Source organism: Streptomyces coryli (genome assembly GCF_011044975.1).
GTDB lineage: Bacteria > Actinomycetota > Actinomycetes > Streptomycetales > Streptomycetaceae > Streptomyces > Streptomyces coryli.
In genome coordinates, this window is the sequence record NZ_JAAKZV010000259.1 from 1 (window position 1) to 10,697 (window position 10,697).

Consider the following 10,697-nt stretch of genomic DNA (forward strand, 5'->3'; position numbering starts at 1 on the left):
GGGGCCGGGGTGAGGACGGTGCGCACTCCGTGGCCGCGGGCGGTGACGGCGCCGGCGATGACGCCGGTGAGCGGCAGCTCCAGCTGGAGGAGCAGGGCGCTCGCGCCGGCGATGCGGCCCTCGTCGCCGGTGGCGAGGCCGGTGACCGTCCCGTTGGCGCCGGGGACGACGACGATCGAGTTGCCGCCGTCGTCGTCGACGACGATGTGCGCGGTGCCGCTGGGGCCGGGGACGGTGCGCAGGCCCGCCGTGTCGACGCCGGCGTCGGTGAGGGCGGCGCGGAGCTGGGTCGCGAAGTCGTCGTCGCCGACGGCGCCGATCATGGCGACGCTGCCGCCGGCGCGGGCGGCGGCGATGGCCTGGTTGGAGCCCTTGCCGCCCGGGACCGTACGGAACTCGCGGCCGGTGACGGTCTCGCCGCGGGCCGGGGCTTTCGCGGTGTACGCGACGAGGTCCATGTTGGTGGAGCCGAGTACGGCGAGGTTCGTGGTCATGCGCTGGCCTCCAGGGTGCGGGCGGCGAGCTCGTCGAAGCCGATGCCGTCCATGCCGCCGACGGTGGTTGCGAGGCGATTCTTCAGCGGGGCGGTCCAGTGGTGGGGGAGGGCGTCTGGCGTGCCCGCGATCAGGCCCGCGATGGAGCCGGCGGTGGCGCCGTTGGAGTCGGTGTCCCAGCCGCCGGAGACGGCGTTGGTGATGGCCGCGGAGAAGTCGCCGTCGGCGTGGGTGAGGGCGGCGGCGAGGAGGGCGGCGTTGGGGAGGACGTGGACCCAGTGGTGGTCGGCGTACTTCGCGTGCAGGGCGTCCACGGCGTGGGCGAAGTCCGCGTGCGTACGGGCCTGTTCGACGCCGTAGCGGATCGCCTCCGCGTAGCGGGAGCGGGGTGGGACGACGGAGAGGCCGGTCTCGATGACGCGGTGGATGTCGGTGGTGCCGCGGGTGGCCTCGGCGATGGCGGCCGCGGTGAACATCTCGCCGTAGACGCCGTTGGCGGTGTGGGTGAGGGTGGCGTCGCGGTGGGCCTGCTCGGCGGCTCGGGCCGGGTCGCCCGGGTTGGTCCAGCCGAAGATGTCGGCGCGGATCTGGGCGCCGATCCATTCGCGGAACGGGTTGCGGTGGGTGGCGGTCGCCGGGGGCTCGAGGCCGTCGAGGAGATTGCGGTAGGCGACGCGCTCGGCGGTGAAGGTGCGGCCGGCGGGGAGCTCGTCGAGCCAGAGCTTCGCCACGTCGGTGGTGGTGAAGTCGTGGCCGTGGCGCTGGAGGAGGAGCAGGCCGAGGAGCGGGTAGTTGAGGTCGTCGTCCTCCGGCATGCCGTCGATGTTCTCGGCGAGGGAGGTGGGGCGGGAGCGGCGGTTCCACGGGTACTTGGCGGTGAGCTCGGGGCTCAGCCCGACCTCGGTGAACCAGGTGGTGAGGGGCCAGTTGCCGGTGGCCTGAGCGATGGCGCGGATGCCTTCGAGCGTCATCTTCTCGACGGGCTTGCCGAGCACACAGCCGACGGCGCGGCCGAGCCAGGCGGCGTGGAGGCGATCTTCCGGTGCGGAACCGGCGGTCGCTGTCGGCCAGTTGGGGCACAGCGTCCTGATCGCGTCCAGGTCCGTCGGCTCATCCGCCGCCAACGGCGACGGCAGCGCAGTCAACTCGTCCAGCAGCGACTCCGCCAGGGCCCGCAGCGCCGGATCCGTCGGCCCCGCCGACGCCCCCGCCCGCTCCGGCGCGAGGTGGCCGCCCGCCGCCACCCAGCGCCGCTCAACCTCGCTCGCGTCCCGGCCGTCCTGTGCCGCCTGGCGGAGCTCGTGGCCTACCAGGTCCTCCGGCTGTACCCAGGTCAGACGCAGCATCACGACCCCGCGATCGCGCCGAAGGCGGCCTCGTGGGCACGGCGGCGGTCGAGGTCCTTCCGGAAGACCTCCCCGGCTACTCCCGCCAGGGACTTCGCCGGCGTGACCAGGTCCAGCTTGCTCGCCCGGGCCACCTCCGACGACCACTCCGACGGCACCGCGGCCTCGCCGCGCATCGCGCCCACGATCGACCCGCTCATCGTCGCGATCGAGTCGCAGTCCCGGCCGTAGTTCACCGAACCCAGCACCGTGTGCCGGAAGTCGCCGCGGCCCACGACCAGCATGCCGAGCGCCACCGGCAGCTCCTCGATCGCGTGCAGCCGCGAGGGCCGGCGCGCGCCCAGCGACGGCTTGCGGTACTCCGGGCCGACCGTGTCGTACGGCTCCACGGCCGCGCGCAGCGGCTTCAGTGCGTCCTCGAAGTCGTCGTAGCGGGAGGCGACTTCGCACACCGCCTCGATGGCGGCCTTCGTGCCGTCCTTCGCCAGGGACAGGGCATCGGCGATCACCGAGTCCACCGTCGCGCCCGGCTTGAAGGCCGACGCCACCGCCGCCGCGAAGACGCCCGCCGCCTCGCGGCCGTACGAGGACTGGTGCGCGCCGGCCACGTCCAGCGCCTCCGCGTACGCCGCCGCCGGGTTGCCCGCGTTCACCACGCCGACCGGCGCCATGTACATCGCGGCGCCGCAGTTGACGATGTTCCCGACGCCCGCCTCCCGCGGGTCCACGTGGCCGTAGTGGATACGCGCCACGATCCACTTCTCCGCCAGGAAGATCCGCTGCAGGGGGAGGGCCTCGGCCTCCAGCTCGGGGATCCAGCGCGGCGTGCCGATCAGGTCAGGGACCAGGTAGTCGGCGACCGAGTACGCGTCCAGGTGGTCGCGGACCTGCTCGTAGACCCGGACCAGGGCGTGGGTCATCAGGGTGTCGTCCGTCACGTGGCCATCGCCCTTGTGGTACGGGGCGATTGGGCGGGCGGTCTTCCACTCGTCCTTGTAGAACGGCTCCACGATGCCCTGCACCCGGCCGCCGTGGCGTTCGGCGATGGCCTCGGGGGTCCAGCCCTCGACCGGGCCGCCGAGGGCGTCGCCGACCGCGGCTCCGACGAGGCAGCCGGTCGCGCGGTCGGAAAGCGTCGGGGTGGTGGTGACTGAGGGCGCGGTCATGATGCGAGGGGTCCTTCCGCGGTGGTGGGGTTTCCTGTGGTGGCAGGAGGGAGTTGGTCGGTGGTCTCGGCCAGCTGGTTGGCCGTGAGCTGCTCGGCGAGGTCGACGAGGTCCGTACCGGCGAGGTCGGGGAGGGCGCAGCCGGAGAGCACGCGGCAGGCGTCCCGCCAGGTCGCCGGGAGGAGCGCGGCGCCGCCGATCGCGCCGGTGAGCGCGCCGGCCAGGGCCGGGGCCGAGTCGGCGACCCGGGACAGGCAGGCGGCGGCCGGGACGGCCTCGGTGACCGCGCCGGCGGAGGCCGTTGCCACCGCGAGCGCGACCGGGACCGTCTCGGCCGCGGCGATGCCGTAGCTGTAGACGTGGTCGACGATCTCGTGTTCCAGGACCGGGACGAGGGCGAAGGCGTTGCCGGGGAGGCCGGGGCGGGTGGCCACGGCGGAGCGGCCGAGCTGGACCGCCTTCAGGGCGTTGCGGCGTATCTCGGTGCCCTCGGGGAGCTGGGCGAGGGCGGCGTCCACGCTGGCGTCCACGACCGCGCCGCCGAGCGCCGCCGCCACCGCTGCCGCGATGGCGCGGGCGCCGTGCACGCCGTCGCCGTCCTGGGTGAAGCGGGCGTCGAACTCGGCCAGTTCGGCCGCGGCGGCCGGGTCGCCCGGGTGGACGGTGGCCAGCACCGCGGCCCGTACGCAGGCCGCGTCGTCGAAGTAGTGCGGGTTGTCGTGGCCGGTCGCCGGGGGGCGGAGGCCGGTGGCGAGATTGCCGAGCCCGGCCCGTACGGAGATGCGGGCGCGGATCGGGATCTCCGCCGATTCGATCTCGTCGGCGCGCTCGGCGGCCGCCGCGACCTCGTCCGCCAGGGCGTTCCAGGCGAGGGTGAGGGCGGAGCGGACGCGCTGGTCGACGGTCAGGTCGCTGTGCAGGGAGGTGCCTGCGGAGAGGACCGCCTGGGCCGTGAAGGCCGCCCATTCGGCGTCGTCGGACGGGCCGAGGCGGAGCGGCTCCGGCGGCTGGTTCAGGGCTATCGGAACCGGCAGCGTCGTCGTCTGGTTCTGCTCGGCGAAGGTGTCCAGCTCGCGGGTGAGGCGGCGGGTCCACTCCGGCATCCGGGCGGCGCGGTGCTTGCCCGAGGGCCAGCCGGCGGCGTCGCCGGAGGCGATGCCGAGCAGCAGGCCCTCGATGCGGTTCGGCTCGGGGCCGCGCTGGGGCTCCGTAAGGGCGGATTCGGTGACTATGGGTGGTGTCATGAGGCGGCCCTGTCTCCCTCATCCGACGGCGCGAGGCGGTCGGCGATCTCGACTACGTGGTGACCCTTCATCGACGGCAGGCAGGTTCCGCGGACCGGGCGGATGGCTTCCGCCCACTCCTCGGGGATGGCGCTCGCGCCGCGCAGCGCGCCCGCGAGGGAACCGGCGACGGCGGCGGTCGTGTCGGCGTCGCGGCCCATGTTCACGGCGGTCAGCACGGACGTCATGAAGTCGCCGCGGGCCGCGGTGAAGGCGCCGAAGGCCAGGCCCACGGCCTCGGGCGCGAGGTCCGTCCACGGGTAGCCGCCGATGATCACCGAGGTGCGCACGGCGCGCTCGATGGACAGCGGGGTCGCGTCCGGGTTCAGCCGGGCCCGGCGGGCCGCCGAGACCGCGCGCTGGAGGGAGCGGGAGGTCCAGGAGTCCTCGGGGATGACGGAGAGCGCCGCCTGGACGACCGCGTCCGGGCTGTCGCTCACCATCGCCGCCGCGACGCCCGCGGCGACCGCCTTGCCGCCGTAGATGCCCTCGCCGTCGTGGCTGACCGTGCCGTCGATGGCGACCAGCCGGGCCGCCTCGGCCGGGCGGCCCGCGGCGTAGACGCCGAAGGGGGCGGCGCGCATCGCCAGGCCGTCGCTCCAGGAGTGCCGGTGCTGGGCGGAGATGGGGGCGGCGAGGCCGCGGCGGAGGTTCTCCAGGGTGCCGCGCTCGGAGAAGCCGGCGCCCTTGAACGGGCCCTCGTCGAGGTCGGCGATCCACTCGTGCCAGGCATGCTCGACGTGTTCCAGGGTCAGCCCGGAACCGTGCTCGGCGAGCAGCAGCCCGGAGAAGATCGCGTACTCCGTGTCGTCCGTACCGGCCGGGTCGTCCGAGACGAAGTCCTCGATCCGGCCCCAGCGCTCCCGGATCTGCGAGGGCTTCATGTTCTCCGCGGGCGCGCCGAGCGCGTCGCCGACGGCGAGGCCCAGCATCGCGCCGCGGGCCCGGTCGCGGGCGGCGCGTGGCCGTACGCCCCTCCCTGACCGGTTCTGGGCTGCTGCTCATGTGCTGATCGTGCTCTTTCGTTACGTGGTGCGCTCGCTGGGCTGGGCGGTCCGGCGGTGCCGGGTCAGCGCTGGTATCTGTTGAGCACCCGTTGGCCGTCCTCCACGAGCGACTTGCGCAGTCCCTCCAGGTCGGTGTCGCCGTTGTAGAAGCGCTGGTAGGCGGGGGTGGCGAGCTTGTCGGACCACTCCGGATAGCCGCGGACGCCCAGCATGGGGGAGGGCTTGAGCGACTTCGATACGGCCGCGCCCGCGCCCCAGCCGTACTTCTCCCGGTTGATCGCCGGGTCCTTCATCGCTTCCTTGCCGGTGGGCAGCATCCAGTCGCCCTTGGCGAGCTCGGCCATGTGGTCGGGCTCGGACATGTAGGCGATGAAGTCCATCGCGGCCTTCTTGTGCTCGGTGTCCTCGGAGATCGACAGCGTCTGCGGGCTCACGCCCTGGGTGATGCCGTCCTTGCCCGCGGGCATCGGCAGCACTTCCCAGTCGAAGTCGTCCGGGGCCTGCTGGGCGACCTGCTGCCGGAAGGAGAAGTTCAGCGGCACCATCGCGTAACGGCCTGCGAAGAAGCCGGGGAGGGTGTCGGAGCCCTTCATGCTCAGGCCGGACTTGGGGGAGGTGTGGTCCTTGTTGACCTGGCGGTTGATCAGCTGGGCGACGGCGGACTCGTCGGGGCCGTAGTGGACCTTGTTCTTGACCCCGTCGTCCGTCTTGTCCTTGGTGAAGATCTCGCCGCCGGTGGAGAGCGAGAGGTTCACCGACTGGTTGACCGGCTCGTTCATGCCCCAGGCGACGCCGTACTGGTCGGTGCTGCCGTCGCCGTTCTTGTCCTTGGTGAGCTTCTTCGAGATGTCCTCGAACTCGTCCCAGGTCCACGGCTTGTCGGGGGTGGGGATGCGGATGCCCGCGGCCTTCAGCAGCTTGGTGTTCGCGATCATCATCCGCGGCTCCTGCAGGAACGGCACGCCGTAGACGCCCCCGTTCATCGAGACCGAGTCCCAGGAGGGCTTGGGGATGTCCTGCTTGAGGTCGGCGGGCAGCAGCTCCGTCATGTCGGCGAGGTAGCCGCCGTACGCGAAGTCGGTGAGGTCGTACGCCTCGTCGTGGATGATGTCCGGCGCCTCGCCGCCCTCGAAGGAGGTGAGGAGCTGGTCGTGGATGTTGTCCCAGGAGCCCTGGACGTACTTGACCTGCACGTTCGGGTGTTCCTTGTTGAACTGCGCGACCAGCTTCTTGTTGGCGTCGATCGACTCCTTCTGCCAGGCGAGGGAGAGGTAGTCGAGGGTGACCTTGCCGCCGGCGGTGTCGTCGCCGTTGCCGCCGCAGCCGGCGAGGAGGGTGAGGGCGGCGGCGCCCGCGGCGAGGGTCGTGAGCTTGCGGCGCATCAGCCCTTCACCGCCCCGGCGAGCATCCCGCTGACCAGCCGGCGCTGGAGCAGGGCGAAGAACAGCAGGCTCGGGATGGTGGCGATCACCGAGGCGGCGGCCAGCGGCCCGAGGTCCGCGACGCCCTCGGCGCCGAGGAAGCGGGTGAGGATGACGGACATCGTCTGGTTCTCCGGGGACTTGAGCAGGACCAGGGCGAAGAAGAATTCGTTCCAGGCGGTGACGAAGGAGAACATCAGCGTGGCCACCAGGCCCGGCGTCAGCAGCGGGAAGACCACGCTGACCAGGGTGCGGAAGCGGCTGGCGCCGTCCACGGCCGCGGCTTCCTCGAGCGAGATCGGTACGGCCTTCACGTAGCCCTGGAGCATCCAGAGCGAGAAGGGCAGGTTCCAGACGACGTACACGATGATCAGCCCGCCGATGGAGTTGATCAGGTGCAGGTTCTTCAGCACCAGGAACAGCGGGATGATGATCAGCACGAATGGGAACATCTGGCTGACGAGGATCCAGGCGGTGCCCGCCGTGGAGACCTTCGACTTGTAGCGCACCATCGCGTACGCCGCCGGGATCGCGATCGCGACCGCGATGACGGCCGCCGATACGGCGACGATCAGGCTGTTCAGCGCCGAGTGCAGCAGCGGCTGGGAGTCGAAGGCGACCCGGAAGTTCTCCAGGGTCCAGTCCTTCGGCAGCCAGGTCGGGTCGATGGAGCCGAGCTCCTTCGCCGGCTTGAACGCCGTCGAGACCAGCCACAGCAGCGGGAAGGCGAGGAAGACGAGGTAGGCGAGGAGGGCGAGGTACTGGCCGGTGTGGCCGGCCGCGCGCTTGGCTCGCAGGGTGCCGACAGTGGACATCAGGCGGCCTCCTCCTTCAGACGCTTGCGCAGGAACAGGGTGAGGAAGACCGCGATCACCGCGATCATGGCGAGGCCCATCGCGGCCGCGTAGCCGAACTGGCCGTACTTGAAGGCCTCTTCGTACGCGAAGAGCATCGGCAGCCGGGTCTCGCCGCCCGGCCCGCCCTGGGTGAGGACGTAGACCAGGCCGAAGGAATTGAAGTTCCAGATGAAGTTCAGCGCCGTGATCGCGACGATCACCGGCTTGATCGCGGGCCAGGTGACGGCGGTGAAGCGGCGCCAGATCCCGGCGCCGTCGAGCGCGGCGGCCTCGCGCAGCTCGCCGGGTACGTTCTGCAGCCCGGCCAGCAGGACGACGGTGGTCTGCGGCATGCCCGCCCAGATGCCGACGACGATGACGGCGGGGAGGGCCATGGAGAGGGAGCCGAGCCAGTCGACGTTCTCGTTGATGAAGCCCAAGTCCTTCAGGGTGGCGTTGAGGATGCCCGCGTCCTGGTGGTAGACGAGCCGCCACATGATGCCGACCACGACCTCCGGCATCGCCCAGGGGACGAGCGCGAGGGTGCGGGCCAGCCAGCGGAAGCGCAGGTTCTGGTTGAGCAGCAGCGCGAGGCCCAGCGCGAGCAGCAGCTGCAGCGCGGTCACGCAGAACGCCCAGACCAGGCCGATGCGGAAGGAGTCCCAGAAGAGCGAGTCGTGCCCGAGGTCGGCGAAGTTGGTGAGGCCGACGAACTCGGTGGGGTTCGTCCGGCCCGACTGCGAGTCGGTGAAGGCGAGCGAGACGCCGTACAGCAGCGGGCCGACGCTGAGGATCAGGATCGGGATCAGCGCGGGCAGCAGCAGAAACCATCCGCCGCGGTCCAGACCCAGCGCGGCCTTGCGCTGCGCGGGGGTGCGGGGTGGTGGGGTGCCTCGGTTTCCCGAAGCCTTCGGCTTCGGCTTGGGGCTCGTCAGACTCATACGGACCTCGCCGGGACGGTGGACTCGCGCACGACGAGCCGCGGCTCGGCAGTCGTACGGCGGGGGGCAGGAGGGGGGACGTCGGTGTCGTCGGTGCTGCTGGTGCTGCTGGTGCTGTTGGTGCGCTCGGCGGGGGCTTCCGCCGCCTCGCGCAGCCGCTCGAGCAGCAGCTCGGCGGCGATCCGCCCGCGCTCGGCGGAACCGAGGTCGACGCTGGTCAGCGGCGGCCAGGCGGCGCGGGCGAGCAGGGTGTCGTCCATGCCGGCGACCGCGACGTCCTCGGGGACGCGCATGCCGCGGGCGTGCAGGGTCTGGGCGGCGCCGAGGGCGAGCTGGTCGTTGGCGCAGAAGATCGCGTCCAGGTCGGGGCGGCGGTCGAGCAGCTCGTGCGCGGCGGCGGCGCCCGCGGTGACGGCGAAGTCGGTGGCGGCGGTGAGCTCCGGGTCGTAGCCGAGACCGTGGTCGGCGAGGCCCTTGCGGTAGCCCTCGTCGCGGTTGCGGCCCGGGACGGTGTCGAGGGGCCCGTTGATGAAGGCGATCCGGCGGCGGCCGGTGTCGGCCAGGTGCCACACGGCCTTCTGCGCGCCGCTGACGGAGTCGGCCTGCACGCAGTCCAGCGCCGCGTCCGGTGGCGGCGAACCGATCACGACGACGGGGGCGGTGGCGTGCGCGATGGCCTCGACATGCTGGGGCGTTATCCGTATCGGGCAGATGATGAGCCCGTCGCTGGTGCGCTCGGCGAGGCTGCGCACGACGGCGAGTTCGTCCTCGGTGACGGCGTCCGTGGAGTGGAGGAGAAGGCGGTAGCCGGCGGCCTTGGCGACGGCCTGGATCTCGCGGACCATCGCTACGTAGACGGGGTTGCCGATGTCCGGCATGGCGAAGGTGAGCTGCCGGGTCCGGCCGCCTTTGAGGCTGCGGGCCACGGAGTTGGGCACGTAACCGAGCTCGGCTGCGGCCTTGCGCACCTTCTCCTCGGTGTCGCGGCGGGCGCTGAGCCCGTTCAGCACGCGCGAGACGGAGGCGATGGAGACGCCTGCGCGCTCGGCGATGGACACGATGGTCGGCGGCCCTGAGCCCGTGCCGGATGTCACCACACTCGCCCCTTTGCGTCGGTGATGCGCCATTGCTGTAAAGGTTTACAGCGACTGGAAACGTTTACAGATATTGCTGGTGAGTTACGGCGGCGTCAAGACCTGTGCGGCTGTGATCGCGATCTCTCCGGCGTGGAAGGTGGGCCGGTAAGTCCTGGAAGGTGGGCTGGTAAGTACGGCCTGCCTTGCTGGCGAGGGGGTACGGGCGCGCGTACGGTCGGCCGTATGACCACCCCAGCCGCCGCCGACTCCGCGGGCTCAGCCGAGGCCCACCAGCACACCCACCGGGACGTCAACGGCGGCTGGCTGCGCCCCGCCGTCTTCGGCGCGATGGACGGCCTGGTCTCGAACCTCGCGCTGATCACCGGCGTCGCGGGCGGCTCGGTGGAGACGAAGACGATCGCGGTAACGGGCCTCGCCGGCCTGGCGGCGGGCGCCTTCTCGATGGCCGCGGGGGAGTACACGTCGGTCGCCTCCCAGCGGGAGCTGGTCCTGGCGGAGCTGGACGTCGAGCGGCGCGAGCTGCGCAGGCACCCGGAGGCGGAGGAGCAGGAGCTCACGGACCTGTACGTGACCCGGGGCGTGGACGAGGACCTGGCCCGCGAGGTCGCCAAGCAGCTGATGAAGGACCCGGACCAGGCCCTGGAAATACACGCGAGGGAAGAGCTCGGCGTCGACCCGGACGACCTGCCGTCCCCGACGGTCGCTGCGGTGTCGTCCTTCGGCTCGTTCGCGCTGGGGGCGATGCTGCCGGTGCTGCCGTACCTGCTGGGGTCCAGCTCGCTGTGGCCTGCGGTGGCGCTGGCGCTGGTGGGGCTGTTCGTGTGCGGCGCGGTGGTGTCGCGGGTGACGACGCGGTCGTGGTGGTACGGAGGCCTGCGGCAACTGGTGCTGGGTGGGGCTGCGGCGGCTGTTACGTATGGGTTGGGGTCGTTGTTCGGGGCGGCGGTCGGGTAGCGGACGGCGGGCCCCAGCCTGACGGCGTGTGCGGGGGACTTGACATCGGATGGTGACGGCCGCGCTGCCGTCGTGCTTTGGGGTGCGGTGCCGGAGTGGGTTGGCTGGCTACGGGAGGAGGGGGAGGCGGGGCGCCTTGGTCTGCCGGGCGG

10 protein-coding genes are annotated in these 10,697 nt (G+C 71.9%); 1 reads left to right on the top strand and 9 read right to left on the bottom strand.

Annotated elements, in window-relative coordinates:
- The 9 genes from G5C51_RS35125 to G5C51_RS35165 form a co-directional block, all read right to left on the bottom strand.
- Positions 1–494 (bottom strand): PfkB family carbohydrate kinase (locus tag G5C51_RS35125; protein WP_240930133.1); only part of this gene is annotated, 494 nt, incomplete at its 3' end.
- Positions 491–1,840, bottom strand: a complete 1,350-nt coding sequence (locus G5C51_RS35130; protein ID WP_165243740.1) for an ADP-ribosylglycohydrolase family protein — start codon at positions 1,838–1,840, stop codon at positions 491–493. The genes G5C51_RS35125 and G5C51_RS35130, both read right to left, overlap by 4 nt.
- The gene (locus G5C51_RS35135) at positions 1,840–3,006 is read right to left on the bottom strand and encodes an ADP-ribosylglycohydrolase family protein (protein WP_165243742.1); all 1,167 of its coding nucleotides are present in this window, start codon (positions 3,004–3,006) and stop codon (positions 1,840–1,842) included. Before G5C51_RS35135 ends, G5C51_RS35130 begins: the two co-directional genes overlap by 1 nt.
- Entirely contained in the window at positions 3,003–4,250 is a 1,248-nt protein-coding gene (locus tag G5C51_RS35140) for an ADP-ribosylglycohydrolase family protein (protein ID WP_165243744.1), read from the bottom strand. Before G5C51_RS35140 ends, G5C51_RS35135 begins: the two co-directional genes overlap by 4 nt.
- Complete coding sequence (locus tag G5C51_RS35145; protein ID WP_165243746.1) at positions 4,247–5,221, bottom strand: ADP-ribosylglycohydrolase family protein; 975 nt, start codon at positions 5,219–5,221, stop codon at positions 4,247–4,249. The genes G5C51_RS35140 and G5C51_RS35145 overlap by 4 nt, the downstream gene beginning before the upstream one ends.
- Before the next feature lie 137 nt (positions 5,222–5,358).
- Positions 5,359–6,678 (bottom strand): ABC transporter substrate-binding protein, encoded by a 1,320-nt coding sequence (locus tag G5C51_RS35150; protein ID WP_165243748.1) that lies wholly within the window; start codon positions 6,676–6,678, stop codon positions 5,359–5,361.
- Positions 6,678–7,532, bottom strand: coding sequence for a carbohydrate ABC transporter permease (locus G5C51_RS35155; RefSeq protein WP_165243750.1), 855 nt, complete (start codon positions 7,530–7,532; stop codon positions 6,678–6,680). The genes G5C51_RS35150 and G5C51_RS35155 overlap by 1 nt, the downstream gene beginning before the upstream one ends.
- On the bottom strand, positions 7,532–8,494 hold the full coding sequence (locus G5C51_RS35160) for a carbohydrate ABC transporter permease (protein WP_165243752.1): 963 nt from the start codon (positions 8,492–8,494) through the stop codon (positions 7,532–7,534). The genes G5C51_RS35155 and G5C51_RS35160 overlap by 1 nt, the downstream gene beginning before the upstream one ends.
- Entirely contained in the window at positions 8,491–9,588 is a 1,098-nt protein-coding gene (locus G5C51_RS35165; protein ID WP_165243754.1) for a substrate-binding domain-containing protein, read from the bottom strand. The genes G5C51_RS35160 and G5C51_RS35165 overlap by 4 nt, the downstream gene beginning before the upstream one ends.
- A gap of 225 nt (positions 9,589–9,813) precedes the next feature.
- On the opposite strand from G5C51_RS35165, the gene G5C51_RS35170 reads away from it, so the two are divergent.
- Positions 9,814–10,545 carry a VIT1/CCC1 transporter family protein gene (locus tag G5C51_RS35170; protein ID WP_165243756.1) on the top strand — a complete coding sequence of 244 codons (732 nt, stop codon included), beginning with the start codon at positions 9,814–9,816 and terminating at the stop codon, positions 10,543–10,545.
- Positions 10,546–10,697: the final 152 nt, after the last annotated feature.

Excerpts from the sequence above, each read along its gene's own strand:
- G5C51_RS35130 (WP_165243740.1), bottom strand. The coding sequence starts at position 1,840 with ATGCTGCGTCTGACCTGGGTACAGCCGGAGGACCTGGTAGGCCACGAG.
- G5C51_RS35135 (WP_165243742.1), bottom strand. The coding sequence starts at position 3,006 with ATGACCGCGCCCTCAGTCACCACCACCCCGACGCTTTCCGACCGCGCG.
- G5C51_RS35150 (WP_165243748.1), bottom strand. The coding sequence starts at position 6,678 with ATGCGCCGCAAGCTCACGACCCTCGCCGCGGGCGCCGCCGCCCTCACC.
- G5C51_RS35160 (WP_165243752.1), bottom strand. The coding sequence starts at position 8,494 with ATGAGTCTGACGAGCCCCAAGCCGAAGCCGAAGGCTTCGGGAAACCGA.
- G5C51_RS35140 (WP_165243744.1), bottom strand. The coding sequence starts at position 4,250 with ATGACACCACCCATAGTCACCGAATCCGCCCTTACGGAGCCCCAGCGC.
- G5C51_RS35170 (WP_165243756.1), top strand. The coding sequence starts at position 9,814 with ATGACCACCCCAGCCGCCGCCGACTCCGCGGGCTCAGCCGAGGCCCAC.
- G5C51_RS35145 (WP_165243746.1), bottom strand. The coding sequence starts at position 5,221 with ATGCTGGGCCTCGCCGTCGGCGACGCGCTCGGCGCGCCCGCGGAGAAC.
- G5C51_RS35155 (WP_165243750.1), bottom strand. The coding sequence starts at position 7,532 with ATGTCCACTGTCGGCACCCTGCGAGCCAAGCGCGCGGCCGGCCACACC.